This window comes from Streptomyces carminius (assembly GCF_002794255.1).
GTDB classification, from domain to species: Bacteria; Actinomycetota; Actinomycetes; order Streptomycetales; family Streptomycetaceae; genus Streptomyces; species Streptomyces carminius.
On the sequence record NZ_PGGW01000007.1, the window covers coordinates 43,693 to 67,082 of the forward strand.

Below are 23,390 nucleotides of genomic sequence, written 5' to 3' on the forward strand. Positions count from 1 at the left end.
CACAAAGTCGGCATCCACGTAACAAACACAACCACCACGCCCAGCGGCGCGTACCGCACTCCGATCAGCACCATCCCCGCAGGCGACAACCAGAACAAACATCCCTCATCCGTGACACTCCCCCGAGATAATGGATGTGTCTGAGCCTGCAGGTAGGCGTGAGCGAGGAGAGCCGCGGTGAGTGAGGCAGCACGGGCAGACGCCGGGGGCAGCGCCGGGGCAGGTGGCTTCGACTACCAGCACCGCGTGGCCGCCTGGCTGGCTGTCGCCGCTGTAGCGGCCTCCGCCTCCCCCGGCGTCCAGGGGCTGTGGACCGGAACTGTGGAACGGATTGCCTGCGAAACCGGCGAACCCGTCGACGACTGCCGAGTGCACACCTCCGATGGCCGGACACTAGCCATCCAAGCTAAGCGATCAATCACGCTGTCTCAGGCGCGGGACAGTGAACTCGGCAAGACCGTCACGCAGTTCGTTCAGCAGCACCTCATGCCGGGCCATGAGCAAGACCGGCTGGTACTCGTCACCTCACGTGATGCCTCAAAGCCGGTGAGGAAGGACCTCGCGGAAGTTCTTGATCGTCTCCGTGACGCTCCTGCCGAGCAAGGCGTGGCGTCGCTTGTCTTCAACGGTGACCAGACTGATGCCTACAACAAGTTCATCGCTCACGCGATGCGGGAGTGGGCGAAGCAGCGCGGCGGCATGCCCTCAGCTGCAGAGCTGAGGACGTTCCTCGCCTGCTGCCACGTATGGGTCCTGGACGTCGAGCAGGGCGGTTTGGAGGAACGGGAGGCCCTCCGGACGCTGCGCGCGTCCGTGATCACTGATCCCGGCCAAGCGGACGCGGCGTGGCACGTGCTGCTCAGTGCCTGTGCGCAGCTGGCCATCAATCATTCCGGTGCCGATATGAGGCAGCTGCAGCAGGCGCTGTCATCAGCTGGCATCGCGCTGGCCACCATCCGAGACTTCACCTCGGATGTTCACTGCCTGGTCAGGACCACGCAGGACACCCTCGATCAGCTGGGCCATGGCCTCACCACCGTCCCCACGCCACAGGGGCCTGTGGCCATTGCACGCACGGTCACAGGCATCGGAGCGACGTCCCAGGAGGACTCGGTCCTCGTGGCTGGCGAGCCGGGTGCGGGAAAGACCGTGGTGATGCACGAGTTGGCCCGGGGGGCCATTGCAGCGGGTCGGCCCGTACTTTTCTTGTCCGTAGCCGGCGTGGATGCCCGGAGTCCTGGCATGCTCCAAGCGGAACTCGACCTGCAGCACCCGCTCGTCGACGTTCTTGAGCAGTGGCAGCCCGGCAGCACCGGTCTCCTGGCTATCGACGCCCTGGATGCCGCACGCGTCGATGCCTCCACCGAGCTGTGGCGGTCAATCATCGCGGATGTCAACCGCCGGCTGCCGAACTGGCAGGTGGTCGCCTCCATCCGCACCTGGGACCTACAACACTCCCCCCAGCTGCGCGCCCTCTTTCCAGACGGGTCGGTACAGGTGGGTGATCTGACGGACGAAGAGGTCGCCCAGGTCACCGACCTCTTCCCCGCCTTGCGTGACCTTCTCAGCCAGGCTTTCGACCAACAGCGACGGCTGATGCGCAATCCGTTCAACCTGCGCCTGGCTGCCGAACTCCTGCTGGATGGCGCAGCAGCAACACAGCTACGCACAGTCGACAGCAGATTGGACCTGCTGGAGCGCTACTGGGAGGCGCGCGTCACCCGGGGAACCGAGGGCATCGCGAAAACGGCCCTCCTCGGCCGCTTGTGTGCAGCCGCGGTACAGGAGAGACGACTGGCCGTCCCCGCCCAGAAGATCTTGGAGGGCGACACCGCAGCGTCAGACGTCCTGCGGGCCCTCCTTTCCAGCTCGGTCCTCACGCAAGCTCCGACGATCATGGGTCCGACGGCCAACGGTCCCCTGCAATTCGCGCACCACGTGCTGTTCGACTACGCCGTGGCCGTCACCTACCTCACCCAGCCCCTCGACGGGCTGCAGGAGCGGCTGGACGCCGATCCCGACCTCTTGCTCTTCGCCCGACCCAGCATCGACATGTACCTCCGGACGGCCTGGGCGCGAGACCCCGGCATGTTCTGCTCACTCGCTCTGGCCCTGATGACACTGCCCGCACCCGGGATGGCAGCCACCGCACTCGCAGACGTCGTCACGGACGACTGCGATCAGGCAGCAGACCTGGAACCGCTGCTCTCACCGGCTCCACGCGCCGAGGAAGGAGCGAAGCGAGTACTCGCAGCGATCGCTATCGCCGTCTCCCTCAAGCTGAAGGAAGACAGCCTCCAGCATCCAGGTGTCTGGGCCGAAGTTGCTGAACGCCTCTCCCGGACACCTGCCCGATCCCTCCCGGCGCTGGGTGTTCTGGTGACCGACCTGGCATCCCATCGGGCGGTGCTGAACGAACAGCAGCTGCGACTCTGCGGACTGGCAGCGCGGCGCCTGCTGGAATATCTGTGGACCCAGCCTCCAGCCTCTGCTTCCCGGCTGGCCATCACAGCGGTGATCCAGACTGCAGCGAGTGACCTGACCGCGACCGAGACGCTGCTCAGGCGCGCTGTGGAGTCGCCTCAGCTCGAAGAGCGCGGCTACAACGACCTCCTCTCCCTGACCAGCAAGGTTTCCGAGGTGCTGGATCTCCTGCCTGGCCTCATAGAAGACCTCTACCTGGCCGTGCTGGGCCACACCGAGACGTCCTCGGCCGACACCCAGATGGGCAGCGGCTCCGTGCTGACTCTCGTGTCCAATCGCCGGCAGGACTTCGACGCGGCCAAGTACCCCCTGACCGACCGCTTCCCTACCGTCCTGCGCTCGGATCTCCCACGTGCTCTGGCGATCCTTACCCACCTCACCAGCACTGGCCAAGATCTACCCGAGCATTCGGCTGTCCTGGGGGGCCGCACGTTCGTGGTCATCAAGGACGACTCACGCACGTGGGACTTCGGCTCCAGCTACACGCGCAATGACCCGTCGGCCCTCCTCGACGCGTATCAGGACTTCGCCGCCACTGCCACCGCCACTGAGGCGCAGGCGGTGTGCGAGGCGCTCGCCTCGGCTCCCCAGACGGGTGTCGTATGGCGACGCACCCTGCGTGCGGCGGCCGCCAACCCGGCACTGGCAGCCTCCCTGGTCCGCGAGCCGGCCGACGTCGTGACGCAGTTGCTCATCCCGGATCTGCTCGGGCCCGTCTGCGAGCTGATCGGCGCGCTGCATCCCACACTTGCGCCTGCCGAAGCTGCCCGCCTGGAAGCAGCGATCATCCCGCTCAGGCCAGACACCTCCCAGGAGGGGAGCCAGGCGCAGACCCGCCGGTACCAGCTGCTCGTCGACGCGCTCTCCGTGGAACACGTCACCGATCCATCACTGATGACGGACAAGAATGCACGAGACACCGATGCCGCCGCTGAGCGCCTGCCCTGGCCTGCTGCGGAGCCAACCGAAACCGGGGAGGAGGACCCTGCGGATGCCGAGCTGGGCAAGCTCATCGCGATCCTAAGCAGCTTCGCGAGCACCTACCTCAACGGCATCGCCACACCGGAAGACACAGCATCCGCCGAACGTACTGCTACCAGGCTGGAAGCAGCCCTGCAGCAGACGCAGTCTTCCCTCATCCGTGCGCAGGCGGAGGACGCTCTTGCCCGGGCTGCGGAGATCTGGACCCGCAGTACAGAAACGCCGCCAGCGATCTGGACCCACGCACGCTCCATCCTTCTTGCATCGGCAAAGAGCCCTCGGCCGAAGCCCACCCCGGAGAACGCCAACTTCGACCTGCTCCTCCCCCAGGGCCCCCGAGCCGATGCAGCTCGCGGCCTCGGCCAACTCGCGCACATCCCAGCGCAGTACGGCCCGGAAGTCGCACAAGCGCTGCTCGCACTGGCAGAAGACCCCGTTGGAGCCATCAGGCACACAGTGGCCCGCCTCACCCCGCTCGTAGCGGTCAGCGACACGGATACAGCGTGGGAGATTCTCGAGCGCCTCGCCGCGCAGGACGGCGACGACGCTGTACTCGCCGCCGCAGTCACCACGGCCTGCTTCCGCATGAGTGACCGTCAACGCGGCGCTTCCGTCCTGACCACCGTCATGGAACGTGCAACCCCGCACCCCGGCCGCGAGACCGCCGCCTCCGCGTGCGCCACCGCCGCCGGACTCCTATGGGTCCACCAGGCGATGCCCGAAGCAGGCACGGCCCTCACCAGCATGATCACCAGCTGGCTAGACGACGGCACCTGGGCCGACTGTCTCCACCAACTGCGCGACTCCGGAGCCCTCACCCACGACAACGACACTGTCCGGCAACGTGCCCTCACACTCATGCAGCAACTCACCGAACCAGCCCTCGACAGAACCCGCCACGCTCTGGCTCAGCAACAGGCCTTTACCGACGCTGAGCGGGAGCAACTCAAGAACACTGTCAGGCTCCTTGACAACGTCGCGTCACAGATCTACTTCGCCAGCGGCGGCGGCCCCAACAGCACGCCCCCGACCAAACCGGAGGTCAGACTCGTCGACGAAGCCGAGCCACTGATCAAGCTCCTATCAGCGACCCCAGTCGCGGGCATCGCCCACCACCTCGCCGAGATGTCTGAACGCATGATCGATCAGCGCCCACAGCAGACGCTCCTGACCGTCCGCGACATCGTCACCCAGGTCGGGGCCCAAAGCGGCTACACCGCAGACACCCTCGGCGTGGGAACCTGCGTCACCTTCGTGGAACGCATCCTCGCCGACCACCGCAGCCTCCTCCGCGACCCGGACAACCTCACCGCCCTACGACAGATCTGCGACGCCTTCATCGACGCCGGATGGCCGCAAGCCCACAAACTCGTCTTCGGTATCGAACAGGTCTTCCGGTAATCGCTCCCCCGCACCTTCATGACGGCCGCCCCTGAACCACGCCAAACGTACCCACCGCTTCACCAGCAATAGATAAAGAGCCTGCGCAGCCACGATGAGCGCCTGGTCGAGCAGCTCGCCTCCCGCGCCCTCACCAGCGGCAAGCGCACAGTCCACGTAAGACGCGACGAAGACGGGCGGATCGTCACGGCCGGCGGCCAGAGCGACGGCAAGGACCAGGAGCACGACGACGGCGCAGACACTGCTGCCGAGTCCGCGCTGCTGCACATCCCCAGCCCGCACCACGCCGCAACCATCGCCGCGTTCCTGCGCAACCGGGTCCACCGGCCCGAATCCCTGGCCTGGCCGGAGGGCTACCAGGCCCTGCTGCGCTGGCGCAGGAAGAACGAGATCACCGGCCTGTACGCCGTCCCGTACGACACCGAGACCAAGGTCGGCGTCACCAAGGACTCCCCACTCGGGCGGTGGATCCACCAGCAACGCAAAACCCTGCACACCGACGAACCCGACCCCCACCACAAAGAGCTCCTCGACCCGCCCGAGACCGGCATGGTCTGGGAGCCCGGCGAAGAAACCTGGGAAACCAAACTCGCCGCGCTCAGGTCCTACCGGCGCGCCCACGGGCACCTCGCCCCGCGCAGGACACCGTCTGGGACGAGGGCGAGGCAATGGTGTCTGTCGGGCAGCACATGGCCAACCTCCGCTGGAAGGACGGCCTGGGCAAGGACTCGAAGCGGGCGGAGCAGCGCGCGGCGCAGCTCACCGCGATCGACCCGGACTGGAACTGCGAATGGCCGCTGGACTGGCAGCGGCGCTACCGCGCCCTCGCCAACCTGGTCGAAGCCGACGGCGGCCTGCCCGAGATCCCGCCCGGCGTGCTAATGGATGGCGATGACATGGGCAAGTGGCTCCGGCAGCAGAAGCAGCCGGCCACGTGGGCGCGGCTCCTGCCCGAACAGCAGGAACAGCTGTCCACGCCGGGCGTCAAGCCGCTGGAGGCGCCGTCTCCCGCCCCAGCACCAGGCGTGCGACGAAAAGGGGTTCCGAGCAAGGCGCAGCACGCGTTCCAGCAGGGTCTGACGGCCCTCACGCAGTGGGTGGAGCGGAAAGGCGAGAGGCCGGTGCCGCGCGGCCACGCCGAGGAGATCGCCGTCGACGACGAGACGGAGCCGGTGCCCGTGAAACTGGGCGTATGGGTCTCCAACACCAAGTCCAGGCGCGACAAGCTCGACCAGGAACAACTGGACGCGTTGCGGGAGCTCGGCGTGGAGTGGGCATGACGCTCCCGTCGGCGGGTCGTCGAACCGGTCGGACATCTCAGAGCACAGAAAGACCCCGGGCCGCGGATGCCCGGGGTCTCGTACTGTCTCGCCGCAATGGCGAGAGCTGCCTCCGTTGAGATGATCCACGTTGTCCGCACTGTCGACGAAATGATCGTGCCTGCTTTACGCTGCGTGTGCAGAAGGTTACGAAGCTAAGAGAAGGTCGTTGCCAGCTCTCTCCAGTGGGCCATGAGGGCGCGTGCTTCGCATGTGCGGGCCGCCGGGCGGTCAAGGGGGCAACGGGCCTGAGGGGGATGAATGACAAGCGGATCGCGAATCCGGCGGGCGAGCCGGTGGCAGGACGCGGTGCGCATGCTCTTGCTGATCAATGCGGCGGCTCATGAACCGCGACCCGGTGTGGACGGTGAGGTGCCGACCGGGTGCGTGGGTGTGGTCCGCGCGCAGGTGCGGCTGCAAAAGCTCGATTTCTGGGTGCGCTATCCCGACTACCTGGCCTATGAGCTGATGATGGAGTACGAGAAGGCTCCGGATGAGCCGGCACTGCTTGATCTGGCCGAGGACATCCTCTCCTCCGAGGAGCCAGACCTGCGTCGGTTCCCGATGCTGCGGCACCGCTTCGGCGCCTTCGAGGAACTCGACGACGCTCTCGCGGTACTGGTCGAACGGGGCTTGCTGAAAAAGACGCAGGTATTGCGGGAACGGAAGGTCGCCGAGCACCGCTACTACCTGTTGCAAGCGGGCCGCACGCTTGCCGTGAACATCGTCGTAGAGGCCCCAGCGCTGGCCTGGTACGTGGAGCGGACCAAGCAGGTGGTGGCGTTGGTTGACGGGCTGGGAGGGTCACAGCTGAAGAAACGCCAGTACTTGTTGCGGGACTACGCCGACACCCCCATCGGTTCATACATCACCCCGATCACTGATCAGGCGCGGGCCAGGCTGCGGGCGCTGCGGGCCATCGCCGCACCCCCGCAGGCCATTACACCAGCCGACGGACAGGAGGCGTCGTGACTAGGCCAGACCCTGTGGCTACGCCACCGGTTGTGCCCACCGCCGACGATCTCCTGACCCAAGCCGCCGCCCGACTGGACGTCGCCAAGCACCAGGTCGAGCGGTCCCTTGCCGAGGCCAACATCGCCCTGTCGACGCCAGCACCCGCGGACCGGCGTCTGCGCATTTTGCGCCTGCGAGTCGACGGGACCAAGTACAACGGCGAGCCGTTCACCATCGACTGGCCCTTCGAGCCGGGAGTCTGGGCCATCGTGCACCCGTCGAACAGCGCTGGGAAGACCAGCTTGCTGGAGTTTTTGGTCTGGCCGCTGCGCGGCGCACCGCGCGATCTGCCACCGGGCGTCCAATCCTGGGTGCGCACGCTGCGTCTGGACCTCGTGGTGGCTGGCAAACCCACTCGGATCACTCTTGAACAGATCCCCGGTCTGCTTCCCCCGATCAGCGTCGACATCTTGACCGCCGATACCGTCCAGGCCCTGTTGGCGGCCGCAGATGACAACCCCTTGCGCCTTGTCGCCGAGGGCTCCGGGACCGACGATGTCGAGCGCGTGATCGGCTCCTTCTTCCTGGATGCCCTACGGATGGAGCGGACCAGTCTGTGGAGCGCCACCGGAGGCGCTGACGGAGAGGGAGCGCCCCAGGTTCACGGATGGCCCGCCTACTTCGGAGCGTGCTACCTCAACGCCGGCGGTGACGAACTGCTCCTGGGCGACGTGAGTGCGCCCGGCCTGCCGGCCAAGCTGCTGGAACTGTTCGTCGACATCCCCTACAGCACTGCCCACGCCCAATTGTCCGTCGCGGTGAAGGGCCGGGCAAAAGCCACGCGACAGGCGCAACGCCGGGCAGAAGGAGATCTGCACGCGCGGTCGACCGAGCGTGCCGAGTGGCAGGTCCAGCTGGAGCTGCTGCAGCAGGAGATCCAGGAGCTGCGCGGTGCTCCCGAGGCCGACATCGCCCCGCTGCTGCAGCGGGCGGACCAAGCAGCACAAGAACTGCATCGACTCCGCTTGAGCCTGAACGATGCCGCGCAGAGCCTGGCCGATGCTACTGCTGCACGTGTGAGCGCCGAACAGGCCCAGCTCGACGCTGAGGAGACATGGCAGGCCCGCCGGGTGCTTGGACGTCTCAATCCCAGTTGCTGCCCGCGCTGCGAAGAGCCGGTCAGTGACGAGCGCCGGGCAGCAGAACGGGACCGGGCCACCTGCGCGGTGTGCACACGCCCCCTGCCCGAGGTCGCCGAGGACATCGCCGAAGCCGTACTCGAGCAGCTCACCACCGACATCGCCGCCGCAAAGGAAGCCGAGTCCGCCGCGGCAGCCCACCACATTGCCGTACAGGCCGCCGCGGACGCCGCTGTCACCGCGCACCAGCAGGCCACCGAGGCCGTGAGCAGCGCCCTCGCCGCTTCCCCCGCCCATGTGCGGCTTCGTGAACTTGAGCTGATGGCTGCAGAGCTGAAGGGACGGCTGGCCGCGACCGGCACCGCGCCCCCGGCCACGCCGACAGCCTCCGTCGCCCCAGACGTCCTCAGCACGGTGCACCAGCTCGTGGAGGCGACCGTGAAGGCGTCCGCGGACTACCTCTTCCCGACCATGGACACCGAGATCATCAGCCTCTCCGACCAGTTCGGCGTGCAGCACCTGAACTCCGTCGCGCTCAAGCGCAATGGAAACGTCAACCCCGTCAAAGAAGGCATCAAGCACCCCTTCAAGAAGCTCAGCCGCGGCGACCGCCTGCGCATGCGCGTCGCCACCGTCATCGCCCTGCTGCGGGCCGGCGCCGCCCGGCACATCGACTCCCACCCCGGGATCTTGTTCATCGACTCCATCGCCGCCGAGGAGATGACGGCCGACGCCGCCCGTAGGCTGATCGGCGAACTGCAGACCTTGACGCGCGAACTGCCCGAACTTCAGGTCGTCTTTACTACCGCCCAGCCGGACCTGGTCGAAGGCCTGCTACCCAAGGACCACATCATCACCCACGACAGTGAACACCTGTTCTAAGCTGCTCGCTTTCGGCGCCGCCCAACAGAAAGGAGAGGACAGTGGCTCCGAGCGTGGACCAGGCTCTCCAGGAGTGGGCCAGCCGGGCGAGCGATGAAGAACTAGACGCCGGACCCCGCCTGGAGGACTTCGGTGGAGCAGACGCCGTCGTGGCCGAGGCGGACACGCTGGCCGCCGGGCCTCAGCTGCCCTATCTTCTCACCGCGCTGGCTCACGGCCTCGACACCATCCCGGCCGACCAGGCTGCGCCCCTGCTTACGGCTGCGGCTCGGGGCCTGCGCCAACCCCACTCGGCGTGGGTCCTCGCCGACGCGCTCGACGTCGTGTGTACCCGGCCAGAGCTCGCCGCCCGGCTAGGCAACCGGATCGTACGAGATCTGGCCACGCTCGCAGAGGACGCGCTCGCTGGCGACTGCGACCCCGCCCTCGCCCAGCCCGCGATCGCCGGCCTACTGCGCCTGGCGGTAGCGGGAGGCTCCCCGCACCGTCTGCTCGCGCTGCTCACCGAGATCACCGGCACGGAGCCTGCCGACGCCCTGGACCGTCTGCCGATTCTGATCGGCATCGCCCGCGACCACTTCTCCGATACCGACCACCTCCTCAACGTCCTCAACACCTTGGAGAATCAACCCGACCTGAACCCGGCGACCCGAGCCGACGCGAGCTTCGAACTTGCCATGGCCGACGAGCGAACCGCTCTGGAGGCCGCCGACCGCACCACCGCCGACGAACGACTGCGGCGGGCCCTGATGCGGTTCGCCGAGCTCGACCGCACACACGAGGCACGCCTGGATGCCCGCGCCCACGCCGCCGCCATCGAAGCCGTCCTCGCTTTCGCCGACCTGGAACAGAATCCGACGGGTGACAACAGCGCCCGGCAACGGCTCACCGACGCAGCCGACCAGTTGGACACCACAGCCGCGCACCTCGCCGCCTGGACCAGCCGCATGCACCAGCTCGACTGGCTCAGCGCCCGGAGCCTGACCCAAAGCGCCTGGTCGAAGCTCGTCACCACCCTCAACGCAGCCCAGGCTTACCTGGACCAGCCCAGCTGGTACAACCCCCCCGACGCCCTGAACGACCTCCTGCAGATCTACCTCGCCAGTCGCAGCATCCACGCCCCCGCCAGTGACTCCCCGGGACTCACAGCACTGATCAGTCCGGCCGTGGAAGCGCCGTTCATTCGCAGCCAAGGCCTGCTGCACCAGCTCGAGCAAGCACTCGCCCACGACCCCCAGTTCACCGACCACCCCGACGCCCAGACGCTGTGCGACGCCGTACACCGGCGACGCCAGCAACCGGCTGGTGAAACGGCACGGCAGGAGGCGGTGCCGGGAAAAGCCCTGGAGGGTCGTCCCGCACTTGCCGCGCTCTTCCGTTCTGACGCCACCGGCCTACGCGACGACCTCGACCCTCACCAGCTCGACCGGCTCGAGCAGCTCGCCTACCAACTCGCCAAGGGCTACAGCCCTACGGGCAACGCCCGTGTGGACGCCCACCTGGAGACCCTGCTCGACATCCTGAAGACCAGCCCGGCCTGGAAGCCGCGCGACAGCCACTACTTCACCCCCCTGCTGGAGCACTTTCTGCGATTCCTTTACGACCGGTTCGATGCCCAGGCCAACCTCTATGGCGAGCGCACCGCCTACCTCGGGCCGGCGCGCAAGAACGCGGATGGCACCGTCGCAGCATGGAACGAGAAACACCTCCAGGACGACTTCCACCAGCACATCAGTCCCCTATTCCCGCCAGGCACCGTGACACGGGAGAAGTGGGACGTCGCAGGCGGGCGTGCAGATGTCATCTATACGCCCGATCCCGCGAGCCGCTTCGTCGCTGAAATCAAATGGCGCACCACGCGGTGGAAGACCCATGAGACTGTCGAACGGGACTACCTCGCCCAGGCCGCTAACTACACCGCTACCGGGCCGCCCTTCGCCCTGCTCCTCGTCGGCGACGCCAGTGACCACTCCGCCGGATACCGCGACATTGATGACAGCATTTGGATCATCCGGCACGCCCGGAGCACGACGGAAATCCCCCGCCTGATCGTGGCCGGCGTCCTTCCGACGGCACGACCAACCCCGAGCGCACTACGCGTAACGCGCTCGTCGACGCGTTGACGGGCGGCACAGGCGCGGCAGCCCCGGCCAACCACGCAGCCGACCGAGCATGCCCCGACGGAAGGCAGGGATGGTCAGCCAGACGCTCCGCTCGACGGTGGAGTCGCAGCTACTGGTCCCGGTCTTGGTCTAAAGGGTTTGTGCCCCGATCCAGTTGACGTGGAGATTCCACTGCTGCGCGTCGCTGACGGTGAGCGCTGGCTCCTCCAACGAAAGTTTCCGCAGGTAGACCCGGAATCCCGTCACGGTCGGTGCGTAGACGGATGACGAGCCAGCCAGGTACCACATCCTCTCGTTGCCGCCGAGGGAGATGGTGTACACGGGGGTGCCCAGGGCTGTACTGAAGCCAGCGCTGACAGTGTTGACGTCCAGGTAAATGCCTGGGCCGTCGTTGTAAGTCTGCCAGTTCTGGCCGGGTGCTGTGCTGCCTGCGCCGGTGATGGTCGGCATGTTGCTCCTTGTAGACAGAACTTCTTGCGATTCCAAGCGTCTGCGCCGCACGAGAGGTGCGCTGCTCCATGCAACAGGCCGTCCTACAGGGCCTGCGGGTTCAAACCCATCTATCAAGCGAATCGGCGTGCCTGTCCAGTCGGTGGCCGCGTGCCGCTAGCTTGTGAGGCTCTACGTTTTTCGTGCACGTCACACGGCGAGCAGCTGCCACTGCCGGCTCCTGGCCGAGGTCACCGGCAAGCCTGGACGATTCCCGGGTGCTCGTCGGGCTCGTGGGGCTGCTGTGGTTCTCGTATGTGATGTCTCGCGGGCTTTGGGGTGGCGGGGTTGGTTCCGGGTGGTCCCGTCGGTGGTGCTGGTGGGTTCAGGCGTTCCAGCCGACGGAGGAGACGTAGGAGTAGGCGTCGTAGTCGGAGCCGAGGTCGTGGATGAGGTCGTCCCAGATGGTGTCCAGGGTTTCGTGGTCGTCGGCGAGCCAGGCGTCCACGGCCGCCTCCCAGATGCGGGGGCGCACGGTCAGGCGGCGTACCTGGACGTCCCGGCGGTGGGGGGCGGGGACGCGGGTCTGGTCGGCGGGGTCGATCTCGATGCGGGTGCCGCCGCCGGCCTTCAGGCGGCGTTTGAGATCGGCGGCGACGTTGCGGCGGCGCAGGTCCCAGTACGCGTCGTCGAGTTTGCGGCGGTTGGCGGGGGTGGGGAGGCGTTCTTCGGCCAGCCAGGCGTACAGAGTGCGGGCGGTGACGGCGAGGCCGGCGCGGTCCATGGCGGCGTATCCGGCCGGGGAGGTGGTCAGGTAGCGCAGGCGGGCGGCGACGCCGCGTTGGGTGTCGGGTGGGGAGGTGATGCCGGTGACCATGCGCTCAATGCCCGCCCCGAGGGCGTCGGCGCCGGGGATGCCGTCGGCGCCGTACAGACCCAGGCGCATCCAGCGGCCGGCCATCAGCGACCCCCCGTGGCGGTGACGGTGTAGAGGGCGGGTGCGCCGTCGCGGTCGGTCTTGACCTTCATCTCCCCCAGCCCCCGGCCCTCGCTCCAGAGGTGGTGCCAGTCGCCGCCGGCCAGATGCAGCTCGTCGGTGCCGATGGCGCAGACGACGACCAGGCCGGCCTGGTAGGCCTTGTAGGCGCGGCCCCACAGGTTGGCGAAGGCCTGGGAGCGGATCAGGTGCGCCCAGTCCGGGCGGACGATCTCCCGATTGTGAGGGGACTCCCCCAAGGTGGAGACGAACTTGGCGTACATCGCCTTCACATAGGTAAGCGTGATGTCGTCCCCCACCTGGAGGGCGTCTTCGCGGGCGGCGGCCAGGAGCTGGCGCAGGGCGTCGAGGAAATTCTCCGTCGCGGACGACGTCCAGGACTCGTGAATCTGAGGTGGTTCGCACAGCCGGTGGGCCGGGCCGGAGATCCGCAGCAGCAGCCGCAGGGTCGGCTCGGTCACCCACAGCGGCCCGGTCTCTTCCCGGTCCCCCAGCGGACTGGGCAGATCTCGGTGGTCCCAGGTGGGCGGGGTGATCAGGTGCACCCCGGCGCGCTTGCGGTCGTGCGCGGCGCCGGTGGAGTGCTCCAGCCTGCCGATCGGCAGATGCGTCTTCATCGCCGACAGGTACGCGGCGTTCACATCCAGCGCGGTGACCGTCAGCTCGCCGTCGGGGGTGCGGCGGTAGCCGGGGTGGCGCCAGGACGGGCGGGCCTCCCAGATCAGATCCGGGTCCTTCTTGCTCGGCTTGCGCAACACCGGCGGGAGCGCCGGATAGGCGGTGTACTCATACCGGGCCCCGGCCCGGGTCCGGGCGAACAGGCCCATCACGTCCGGAATCGCCCGCTTGATCAGCGCCTGTGTGGCGGCGTCCGCGTCTCCGCCCGCGCGCTGAAGCTCCGCCTCCACCGTGGCGGCGATGGTCTCCCGCAGCTCGGCGCGCACCTGCTCCGCGGAAGAGGTACGACGGCGAGCCTGCTGGCGGGCATGCCCGGCGCGGGCCGCCTTCGCCACCGGGCTCTCGGTGTACCGCTCCGGCGCAGCGGAGTGCGGGGACAGCCGGGCAGGAGCGCGGCGGGACCCGGCGGAGGCCGGAGACCGTGCGGGCGCGGTGGCCTCCGACTCCGGCACGGGGGCCTGAGCGGGAGCGGTACCGGCAGGCCCCGAGCCAGGGACGGGCCCTGCGGGGGCGGGAGCGGCAGGGGCCGCGGTGACGCCGGACGTGGCGGGGTGGGGGCGGCCGGCGGCCGGTGTCGACGGGGCGGGGTGAATCTGAGCCAGACCCTCCAACAGCCGCAGGTACTTCCCCCTCGACGGCGAGGACGGCATGACACCGCTCTCCCAGTTCGCCACCGTCTGACGCCCCACCCCCACGGCCCTGGCCACCTGCTCCAGCGACAGACCCGCCGCCTTCCGCAGCCGGACACGCTCCGCCGGATCGGCGAAAGCCGCCGCCAACTTCGCCTCCGCCAGCAGGGCTTCCACACCGTCGATGTCCTCAGCCATGGCACCACACTAGCGTTCTCCTGGCTGTGGAAACGACATATACGGGCCGGATTCTGGCATGGTGCGAGAGCGAGGGTATGGTTCCCGCGCGCCGCGCACGGCGCCGAACGGCTCAAGGCGCCCGCTCCCTGCCCAGACGGACCGAGTCCGCGCCCGGGGAGATCAACACCCACCAGCATGGCGCGAGGGTAGTCATGGCCGGCGAAGCTCCGGACCGCATTCGTCAGCAGACCAGACAGCAAGGACCAGAGGAGCCTGCACCACCCCGCCCGACAGCCAGATGCCCCCGGCCCATGCCTCGACGGCCACGTACTCGAACAGGCCCGTGGAGTACTCGAGCGCCACCGTGACGGCATCCTCGTGGGGCACCAGAACGACGTACAACGCGCTACGCGCGACACCCGCTGCGGACACCCACACACCGCGGCCGACACCGCGTAGAGGCCCAGAGCAGGCAGCGGTGTGGTGACCCCGGCGAGCAGCAACATCGGGGAACAGCCCCACCAAGACACCCGGGGGCGACCTCGCCGTACCGCCGCCTTGGAACGCCAGCCTCTCCCCCGGCACCCGGCTCGGCCGGCTCGGTCAACGGCAGTTCCTGGTAATCGAGCGCTACGAAGAGCGCGGCGGTCACCGCGGTGGGGCTGACGTGGTAGGTGACGGTGCTGGTATCGGGCAGGTTTGGAGAAGCCCCGGTGAGCGAGCTGCGGCTAGCGTGATCGTCATGACGTCTTTGGTATCCGTCACCCTCGAGGTGGGTGACCCCGCGGCCGCCGAGCGCTTCTACACCGCCGCCTTCGGGCTGGGCCCGCAGGTGCGCCTGCGGGCCTGTGACGCGCCGACCACCGGCTTCCGCGGATTCTCGATGTCGGTCATCGTCTCCCAGCCCGCCGATGTCGACGGCTTCATCGGCTCCGCCCTTACCGCCGGTGCCACACCGCTGCGGCCGGCGGCGAAGTCCCTGTGGGGCTACGGCGGCATCCTGCAGGCCCCGGACGGCACGATCTGGCAGGTCACCACCTCGTCGAAGAAGAACACCGGCCCCGCCACCAGGAAGATCGACGACCTCGTGCTCCTGCTGGGAGCCGAGGACGTCAAGGCGAGCAGGCAGTTCTACACCGGGCAGGGCCTGTCCGTGACGAAGAGCTTCGGCGGCAAGTACACCGAGTTCGCCGCCGACCGGCCCGGCTCCGTCAAGCTGGCGCTGTACAAGCGCCGGGGCCTGGCCAAGACCCTCGGCGTGCCAGAGGAAGGCGGCGGATCACACCGGATCGTGCTCGGCGGCACCACCGGGACCTTCACCGACCCGGACGGATTCGTCTGGGAACCCGCACCGGCCACACCCACCCCCGCCTAGAACCTGTCCGGCCGATCGTGCGGTGGGCTGGTCACAGCTGCCACCCACCGGGTCCCCGCGGGGCTTTCCAGACGCAGACGTTCTGGATCTTCGGGACGTTCCACGACCACCTCGGCGACCTTGCCGTCCTCGAAGCGGAGCGTGAAGACCGGGTCGGCACCGATGAGGTCGATGAGGAGTCGGAGGTCGTCTCCGGCCCGGCGGCCGAGGTCGGGCAGGATGGTTGCGTTCCAGGCTCCGCCGTCGGGTGCGGTCGTGATCCTGACCGGGGTGCGCACCAGACAGCTTGAGGGGTTGGCCCACCACTCCAGGTGCGCCGGGCTTTCGTGGCCGCTCACGTGAGGAGGGTATGCCCGAGCCGGCGTCCTGCCGGCCGGTGACGTGGTTGGCGGGGCATGACGAGCCGGAGGGCCTCACAGGGGGCTTTTCCTGCTGTGTGGGAGGTGGCGGGATCACCGTCGATCGGCGGCCGTGTCGATCCGCGGCAGGCCCCGTTCGGCCTGTGGGTGAGAGGGTCCGAGACAGGAACCCGGATACCCGGGGAGACAGCATCGTGAAGTACATGCTGATCATGCGCGCCACCGACGAAGCCTTCAGGGACGCTTGTCCCCCGGCGCTGAATCCATGCCCGTCGGGGCGACGGCCTCACTGCTGGAGGATGCCAGCATCGAGGTCGGCGGCCTGGAGGCGCTGCGCGAGCACTACGCGCTGACGCTGCGCGCCTGAGTGGCCACCTCCGGAGGAACACCGGAGCGCGGCGGTACGGCCCGTCGGACCGGTCCGGGCCGGGAGCGGCGGCTGTACCCGGCCACGTCCGCGCCGAGCCAGTGCCGCATCAGGCAACGTTCGCCCTGGACGGTCTGCGACGATGGCGCCATGGACGAGGAAGTCATTCCCATTCTTCGCGTCGAGGACGCTGCTGCGGCGGTCGCGTGGTACGAGCGGCTGTGCTTCACCAAGCAGTGGGAGCACCGATTCGCACCAGGACTTCCCGCGTTCGTCGAGATCGCTCGGGGCGGGGTGCGGTTGTTCTTGTCGGAGCACAAGGGTGACGCCCGCCCCGACACGCTGGTCTACCTCCGCGTTCGTGATGTCGAGGCCATCGCCTCCGAGTTCGGTGTGCAGGCGAGGAACGCTCCGTGGGCGCGTGAGGTCGAGCTGCGCGACCCTGACGGCAACCGGCTTCGGATCGGCACGCCGACGGAATGACACTCGCCGGCAGCGCGCGGCAGGGAAGCTGTGCTGGTGGCTGAGCGAGTACGGGTTCGTGAGACCGATGACGGCGAGGGCCGGCGGCTGCTGCGGATCGCCCGCCGCGGGACCGGGACGGTGGTGACCTGGCGGCGGGCGCAGACGGTACTGCTGTCCGCACAGGGCATGCCGGTGACGAAGACCGCCGAGGTGACCTTCACCAGTCCCGACCGGGTCCGCGACGTGATCCACGACTTCAACACCGACGGCTTCACCTCCCTCTACCCCAAGCACAAGGGCAGCAGGCCGAAGACCTTCACCCGGCCCGACAGGCGCGAGACCGAGAGGATCGCCAAGGCCAGGCCGGCCGAGCATGGCCTTGGCGTTCTCGGCCTGGAGCCTGACCGAACTGGCCGACTTCCTCAATGCCGCCGGCGAACGCGTCATCAGGTTTGCCGCCCCAAGCGCCCTCCAGTCCGCGGCGGACGTAAGACGGACATGCTCGACGCCATCCGCGCGGCCCGCGCGGCGCCGGCCACCGAGCACGTCATCCAGCCCCGCAAACGCGGAGAACGCGAGACCATGCGCGTGCTGCTGGCCACCCGGCAAGGCGCCGTGCACGCCTCCACTGCGGCCGTCAACCAGCTCAAGGCCCTGATCATCTCCGCCCCGGACGACCTCCGCACCGAACTTCGTCGCCTGAGTCGACTACAGCAGGTCACACGCTGCGCCAGCCTCCGCGACCGCCCCGCGCTGTCCACAGAGCACCGCATGACCATCCGCGCCGTGCGATCCACAGCCCAGCGCATCCGGTACCTGCAGACCGAAGCGCGCGAGCTGGGGCACGAGCTTCTCCAGCTCGTCCAGAACCCGCAGGTCCGTGCACCGTAACGATCGTTGCCCGGTACCGGCTGATCGGCTCGGCGTCTGTCCGTAAGAGTCAGGCGCGCCAAGCCCAACGACTTCGGTGCGCTGCCGTCCGTCCGAACTGTCGAGGTCGGAGCGCCGGTCACACTCTCTGCAGGCAGCACCGCCCAACTCTTACGCTCCGTCACCACCGGAAGTAAGACAGGGCCGCTCGTTTGACAGACCCCCTGGCCGGACCCAACGGAAGGACCCACGCATGAGCACCGTCGCTCTGACCGCCACGGACTTCGAGAGGACGGTCAACGAGAACGACATCGTCCTCGTCGACTTCTGGGCCTCCTGGCGCGGTTCGTGCCGGATGTTCGCCCCCGTCTACGAGAAGGTCTCCGAGGCCCACTCCGACATCGTCTTCGGCAAGGTCGACACCGAGGCGGAGCAGGCCCTGGCCGCCGCCGCGGACATCACCTCGATCCCCACGCCGATGGCCTTTCCGCGAGGGTGTCCTCGTCTTCGCCCAGCCCGGCGCCCTGCCCGCCCAGGCCCTGGAACAGGTGATCGACGCCGTCCGCGGGCTGGACATGGAGGAGGTGCACGCCTCCGTCGCCGCCCAGCAGTCCGGCGACGAGGGCTGAGGGGGACTGAGGCGGGGGAAGCACCCGCCCGGCACCCGCCGGGCCCGTACGGACGGCCGGTGCGGTGCCGCACCGGCCGGACCGGACGCTCACCGGTTGTTCAGGTAGGCCAGTACCGCGAGCACCCGGCGGTGGCCGCTGTCGCTCTGGGGCAGGCCGAGCTTCAGGAAGACGTTGCCGATGTGCTTGCTGACCGAGCGCTCCGTAATGACGAGCGTCCTGGCGATGGTGGCGTTGTCGTGCCCCTCGGCCATGAGCTTCAGGACCTCCCTCTCGCGCGGGGTCAGGGAGTCCAGCGGCGAGCCGCGCCGGCGCGTCAGCAACTCGCCGACCACCTCCGAATCCAGGGCCGTGCCGCCGTCCGCGACACGCTCCAGCGCCTCCAGGAACTCGTCCACGCGGCCCACCCGGTCCTTCAGCAGGTAGCCGACCCCGCCGGCGCCGCCCTCCAGCAGCTCGGCGGCGTAGGTCTCCTCCACGTACTGCGAGAGCACCAGCACCGGCAGTCCGGGGATCCTGGCCCTGGCCTCCAGAGCGGCCCGCAGCCCCTCGTCGCGGAAGCCCGGCGGCATCCGCACGTCGAGCACGGCCACGTCCGGGCGGTGCTCCAGCAGGGCCGGCAGGATCTCCGGCCCGGCACCGGCGACGGCCGCCACCTCGTGCCCAGCCGACGCCAGCAGCAGCACCAGCCCCTCCCGGAGCAGGGTGTTGTCCTCGGCGATCACCACGCGCACGGCAGCTCCCTCACGGTCGTGGCCGTCCCGGACGGAAAGTACGGCCGGAAACCGGAACAGGAGGTTACCCGGCCCCGGGCGGCCGGCCCGGGGGCCCGCCGCACCGGGAAACCCGCGCGGTACCGGCGGGCGCCCCGCCAGGCACCCGGCCGCACCGCTGCCGGTGGAGCCCGCTCCACCACCGGCACGGGGGTGTGCTCCCCCGCGGGGGCGGGCCGGTCCCGCCTAGGCTGGGCCGGCATGCGGGAAACCATCGGCAGGGCCGCTTCGGCCACCGGTCATCTGGCGGCGACGGTGACCCTGGTCCTCGGCGCGCAGTTCCTCGGCGGCGTGCTGCTGATCGCGGTCCTGGGCTCCTTCGCGGGGTTCGGGCTGTGGCTGCTGCCCGAGACGGTGCTGCTGGTCCGCCGCGTCGCCGGAGCCAAGCGGATCCAGACGGCCGCCTGGACGGGCCGGAGGATTCCGGAGGCGTACCGGCCGGTCCCCGCCGGGCTGCGGGAGCGCCTGCGGGGCGTGCTCGGCGACCCCGGCACCCGGCGTGACCTGCGCTGGATGGCCGCGCACTCCGGCTACGGCACGCTGCTGTTCGTACTGGCCGTGCCGCTGTGGCCGCTCGGCCTGGCCGTCGACGGGGTGTGGAGCGGTCTGCTGCGCCGGAGGGCGGTGGTGCTGCCGCTGATCGGCCGGCTGGCCGACCTGGACGCCCGGTGGTCGCAGGCGCTGCTCAGGCCCTCCCCGGAGGCGCTGCTCACCGCCCGGGTCGAGGAACTCGCCGAGACGCGGGCGGACGCGATCGCCGCGCACGGCGCCGAACTGCGCCGCATCGAACGCGACCTGCACGACGGCGTCCAGGCGCGGCTGGTCTCGCTGTCCCTGCGTATCGGACTCGTCAAGCGCGCCTACGAGCACGACCCCACCGCCGTGCGCGCGTTCCTGGACGAGGCCCACGTCCACGCGGAGGAGGCGCTGGCCGAACTGCGGCACGTGGTCCGCGGCATCCATCCGCCCATCCTCACCGACCGCGGCCTGGTCGGTGCCGTACGGGCCCTAGCGGCCAGCAGCGGACTCGACGTGACCGTGCGGGCGGACGGGCTGGCGGAGACCGACGGGCGGGCTCCGGCCGCGGTGGAGGCGGCCGCCTACTTCGCGGTGGCCGAGGCACTCACCAACGCGGCCAGGCACAGCGGGTCCGAGCGGGCGACGGTACGGCTGGAGCGCCTGCGCACCGGGCTGCGGGCGGTCGTCGAGGACGAGGGCCGGGGCGGCGCGGACGAGGCGGGCGGCACCGGGCTGCTCGGCATCCGCCGCCGGGCGGCCGCGCTGGACGGCACGGTCGCGGTGACCAGTCCCCCGGGAGGACCGACCACGGTGGTCGTGGAACTCCCGTGCGTGTGGTGAGCGCCGGGGGTTCCGGGGGCGTGCCGTGTGCCACCGGCGTGGACGCGACGGGCACGGCGCTGCCGCCGCACCCGTGCCCTCCCCCGCTCGCGCACCTGTCCGGCAGCGCGCAGCAGCGGCCCGGCAGGATGCCGAGAGCATGCGGGGGACCCGCCGCCGGGCCTCCGGTGGTGTAGCGGACTACACCACCGGTCGGGGAGGGCACTCCCTCGTCGCGGTGTGCGGAGAACGGGATGGTGGAGACCACAGGGGCAGGCCCTCCGGATGTGCGCCGGAGCGGACGGTGACGCCTCTCTTCCCGATCTTTCCGCACCGTTGATGTGGAGGCTTCTCTCCCGCCATGGCAACTTTCCTGTACCGCATGGGCCGTGCGGCCTTCCGCAGGCGCTGGGCGGTCACCCTGCTGTGGGTGGCGGTCCTGGGCGCCGTCGGTTTCGCCGGCGCCACCGCGCCCGCTTCCGAGGACGACGGCTTCGTCATGCCCGGCGTCGAGTCGCAGAGAGCGTTCGATCTGCTGGAGGAGCGCTTTCCGGACACCGCGACCCGCGGGGCGGTGGCGCGGGTCGTCTTCGTCGCCCCGGAGGGGGAGAAGGTCACGGCCGCCGACCACAGGGCCGCCATCGGGCGGTTGGTGGACGAGGCCGCCGACGGCCCCGGGGTGGCCGCCGCGGCCGATCCCTTCCGGACCGGTTCGGTCAGTGCGGACGGCTCGACGGCCTACGCCACCGTCACCTTCCGGGACAGGGCCGCCGACCTCGGCGACGAGAGCAGGGAGCACCTGAAGCACGCCGTCGAACAGGCGCGGGACGCGGGTCTGACCGTCGAGGTCGGCGGGGACGCCCTGGCCACCGAGCCCTCTTCGGGCGGGGAGGCGGAAGCCGTGGGCATGGCCGTGGCCGCGGTGGTCCTGCTGATCACCTTCGGCTCCATGGCCGCAGCCGGGCTGCCGTTGCTGACCGCGCTCCTGGGCGTCGGCGTCAGCATGGCCGCGATCCTCGCGCTGGCCGGCGTCTTCGGCCTGGCCGACACGGCCGGCACGCTCGCCGTGATGCTCGGCCTGGCCTGCGGCATCGACTACGCCCTGTTCATCGTCTCCCGCTACCGGGAGGAACGAGCCGGGGGGCACGCTCCCCGCGAGGCCGCCGGGCTCGCCGCCGGATCCGCCGGATCCGCGGTCGTCTTCGCCGGCCTGACGGTCGTCATCGCCCTGGCGGGACTGTCGGTCGTGAACATCCCGCTGCTCACGGAGATGGGCCTGAGCGCCGCCGGCGCCGTCCTGGTCGCCGTCCTGGTCTGCCTGACCCTGCTTCCGGCCCTGTTCGGATTCTGGCCCGACGCCGTGCTCTCCAGCGCGGTCCGCAAGGGGAGGGGGCGCGACCGCACCGCCGCGGAGGACAACGGCGGCAGCCGCTGGGCCCGCCTGGTGGTCCGCCGTCCGCTGCCCGTGCTGCTGCTGGGCACCGCGGCACTGGGCGCACTCGCCCTCCCGGTGGCGGACCTCCGGCTCGGCATGCCGGGGGACGAGGCCAAGCCCGCCGCCCACACCGAGCGCCGCGCGTACGACGCGCTGGCCGAGGGCTTCGGCCCCGGCTTCAACGGGCCGCTGACCGTCGTCGTGGACGCGAGGGGCACCACGGACCCCCGGCGCGCCGTGTCGGCGATCAGGGACGGGATCGGCGCCACCGACGGGATCGTCTCCGTGTCCCCCGCCGGCTTCAACGAGGCCGGCGACACCGCGGTGTTCTCCGCGGTCCCCTCCACCGGCCCCAACGACAGCAGGACGATCGACCTGGTCAACACCGTCCGCGATAGGCGCCCCGGCATCGAGGCGCGGGCCGGGGCGAGCTTCGAGGTCACCGGCTCCACCGCGATGGACATCGACATCGCGGGGAGGATCCAGTCCGCCCTGGTGCCGTATCTGGCGGTCGTGGTCGGCCTGGCCGTCGTGCTCCTCCTGTTGGTCTTCCGCTCCCTCCTCGTCCCCCTCAAGGCCGCCCTGGGCTACCTGCTCTCCGTCCTCGCGGCCCTGGGCGCCGTCGTCCTGGTCTTCCAGGAGGGCCACGGCGCCGCACTGCTCGGCGTGGAACAGACCGGTCCCATCATGAGCATGATGCCGGTCTTCCTGGTGGGCATCATGTTCGGTCTGGCGATGGACTACGAGGTCTTCCTGGTCTCGCGGATCCGGGAGGCCCACGTCCACGGCGACCGGTCCGGGCAGGCGGTGGTCTCCGGATTCCGCGCCAACGCCCGGGTGGTCACCGCCGCCGCGCTGATCATGACGGCGGTCTTCTCCGGCTTCGTCAGCGCCGAGGACACCATGATCAAGACGCTCGGCTTCGGACTGGCCGTCGCCGTGCTCCTCGACGCCTTCGTCGTCCGCATGGCGCTCGTCCCCGCCGTGCTCGCCCTGCTGGGCGACCGGGCCTGGCACCTGCCGCGCCGGCTCGACCGGATCCTGCCCGGCATCGACGTGGAAGGGAGGGCGCCGGCGCACAGGCACGGCGCCCTCCCCGCCACGGACGTCCGGGAAACCGCGGCCGGCCACCGGTAGGTCACGCGAGTGACCGCCGCCACCGGCGGCCGCGGTCCGGCCCGGCCCCGGCAGCGGGTCCGCGCCGGGGCCCGGTCACCGCCGCTCCCCTCCCCGCTGCCAGTAGGGGGGTGCGGCGACCGGGATGCGCGGCAGGGCGGAGTCCACCCGGCCGAACCGGTCGTCCCGCGCGGCCCAGGAGGCGTGGGCGGCGTCGATCTCCTCCCGGGTGCGGCCGACGAAGTTCCACCACATCAGGATCGGTTCCTCGAACGGTTTCCCGCCCAGCAGGATCGCCCGGGCCGGTTCGCGCGCCTCGACGCGGAGCTCGTCGCGGCCCTCGCCCAGGTAGCCGAGCCTGCCGGGGCGCAGCGGCTGCCCGTGGACGGCGACGGCGCCCGTCAGGACGATCAGCGCGTACTCGAAGCCGGTGCGCAGCGGCACCGTGGCCGGTGCGCGCAGGTCCA

15 protein-coding genes and 3 pseudogenes are annotated in these 23,390 nt (G+C 69.7%); 11 read left to right on the top strand and 7 right to left on the bottom strand.

The genetic code is table 11. From position 1 onward, the window contains the following. The first annotated feature begins 177 nt into the window (after nt 1-177). The 5 genes and pseudogenes from CUT44_RS00740 (at nt 178) to CUT44_RS00760 (ending at nt 11,283) form a co-directional block, all read left to right on the top strand. Nucleotides 178-4,866 carry a P-loop NTPase family protein gene (locus CUT44_RS00740; RefSeq protein WP_100200125.1) on the top strand — a complete coding sequence of 1,563 codons (4,689 nt, stop codon included), beginning with the start codon at nt 178-180 and terminating at the stop codon, nt 4,864-4,866. Nucleotides 4,867-4,938: 72 nt separating this feature from the next. Next, a pseudogene (locus CUT44_RS00745) lies at nt 4,939-6,146 on the top strand (helicase associated domain-containing protein); the annotation flags it as partial. Between the two features lie 354 nt (nt 6,147-6,500). Further along, nucleotides 6,501-7,157, top strand: a complete 657-nt coding sequence (locus tag CUT44_RS00750) for a hypothetical protein (protein WP_199185532.1) — start codon at nt 6,501-6,503, stop codon at nt 7,155-7,157. Between the two features lie 32 nt (nt 7,158-7,189). Further along, entirely contained in the window at nt 7,190-9,160 is a 1,971-nt protein-coding gene (locus CUT44_RS00755) for a hypothetical protein (RefSeq protein ID WP_146252149.1), read from the top strand. Nucleotides 9,161-9,309: 149 nt separating this feature from the next. Further along, nucleotides 9,310-11,283: a hypothetical protein gene (locus CUT44_RS00760; RefSeq protein WP_146252150.1), complete on the top strand. Its 1,974-nt coding sequence runs from the start codon at nt 9,310-9,312 to the stop codon at nt 11,281-11,283. A 129-nt stretch (nt 11,284-11,412) separates the two neighbouring features. On the opposite strand, the gene CUT44_RS00765 is transcribed toward CUT44_RS00760, so the two are convergent. From CUT44_RS00765 to CUT44_RS32940, 4 genes are all read right to left on the bottom strand, one after another. Continuing rightward, on the bottom strand, nt 11,413-11,733 hold the full coding sequence (locus CUT44_RS00765; RefSeq protein ID WP_100200128.1) for a hypothetical protein: 321 nt from the start codon (nt 11,731-11,733) through the stop codon (nt 11,413-11,415). Nucleotides 11,734-12,097: 364 nt separating this feature from the next. Next, complete coding sequence (locus CUT44_RS00770) at nt 12,098-12,673, bottom strand: transcriptional regulator (RefSeq protein ID WP_100200129.1); 576 nt, start codon at nt 12,671-12,673, stop codon at nt 12,098-12,100. Continuing rightward, nucleotides 12,673-14,214: a helix-turn-helix domain-containing protein gene (locus tag CUT44_RS00775; protein ID WP_100200130.1), complete on the bottom strand. Its 1,542-nt coding sequence runs from the start codon at nt 14,212-14,214 to the stop codon at nt 12,673-12,675. Before CUT44_RS00775 ends, CUT44_RS00770 begins: the two co-directional genes overlap by 1 nt. Before the next feature lie 192 nt (nt 14,215-14,406). Then, nucleotides 14,407-14,559 carry a hypothetical protein gene (locus CUT44_RS32940; RefSeq protein WP_158239548.1) on the bottom strand — a complete coding sequence of 51 codons (153 nt, stop codon included), beginning with the start codon at nt 14,557-14,559 and terminating at the stop codon, nt 14,407-14,409. Between the two features lie 379 nt (nt 14,560-14,938). On the opposite strand from CUT44_RS32940, the gene CUT44_RS00785 reads away from it, so the two are divergent. Then, a complete protein-coding gene (locus CUT44_RS00785) occupies nt 14,939-15,571 on the top strand; it encodes a VOC family protein (protein WP_100200141.1) in 633 nt (210 codons plus the stop codon). On the opposite strand, the gene CUT44_RS00790 is transcribed toward CUT44_RS00785, so the two are convergent. Further along, nucleotides 15,568-15,909, bottom strand: coding sequence for a hypothetical protein (locus tag CUT44_RS00790; RefSeq protein ID WP_146252151.1), 342 nt, complete (start codon nt 15,907-15,909; stop codon nt 15,568-15,570). The two genes, CUT44_RS00785 and CUT44_RS00790, sit on opposite strands and share 4 nt — an antisense overlap. 538 nt (nt 15,910-16,447) lie before the next feature. Here CUT44_RS00790 and CUT44_RS00795 point away from each other — a divergent pair. The 3 genes and pseudogenes from CUT44_RS00795 (at nt 16,448) to CUT44_RS00810 (ending at nt 18,261) form a co-directional block, all read left to right on the top strand. After that, complete coding sequence (locus CUT44_RS00795; protein WP_100200133.1) at nt 16,448-16,780, top strand: glyoxalase superfamily protein; 333 nt, start codon at nt 16,448-16,450, stop codon at nt 16,778-16,780. Nucleotides 16,781-16,816: 36 nt separating this feature from the next. Further along, nucleotides 16,817-17,198 (top strand): annotated as a pseudogene (locus CUT44_RS00800) (helix-turn-helix domain-containing protein); the annotation flags it as partial. 687 nt (nt 17,199-17,885) lie between these two features. Beyond that, nucleotides 17,886-18,261: pseudogene (locus tag CUT44_RS00810) on the top strand (thioredoxin family protein). An 89-nt stretch (nt 18,262-18,350) separates the two neighbouring features. Here CUT44_RS00810 and CUT44_RS00815 read toward each other — a convergent pair. Next, nucleotides 18,351-18,995, bottom strand: a complete 645-nt coding sequence (locus CUT44_RS00815) for a LuxR C-terminal-related transcriptional regulator (protein ID WP_100200134.1) — start codon at nt 18,993-18,995, stop codon at nt 18,351-18,353. Nucleotides 18,996-19,235: 240 nt separating this feature from the next. Between CUT44_RS00815 and CUT44_RS00820 the strand changes: the two genes are divergently transcribed. Continuing rightward, the gene (locus CUT44_RS00820) at nt 19,236-20,393 is read left to right on the top strand and encodes a sensor histidine kinase (protein ID WP_100200135.1); all 1,158 of its coding nucleotides are present in this window, start codon (nt 19,236-19,238) and stop codon (nt 20,391-20,393) included. 340 nt (nt 20,394-20,733) lie between these two features. After that, nucleotides 20,734-22,944: an MMPL family transporter gene (locus CUT44_RS00825; protein WP_158239549.1), complete on the top strand. Its 2,211-nt coding sequence runs from the start codon at nt 20,734-20,736 to the stop codon at nt 22,942-22,944. Between the two features lie 75 nt (nt 22,945-23,019). Here the strand turns inward: CUT44_RS00825 and CUT44_RS00830 are convergent. Further along, a partial coding sequence (locus CUT44_RS00830) for a pirin-like C-terminal cupin domain-containing protein (RefSeq protein WP_332888243.1) occupies nt 23,020-23,390 on the bottom strand: 371 nt, incomplete at its 5' end.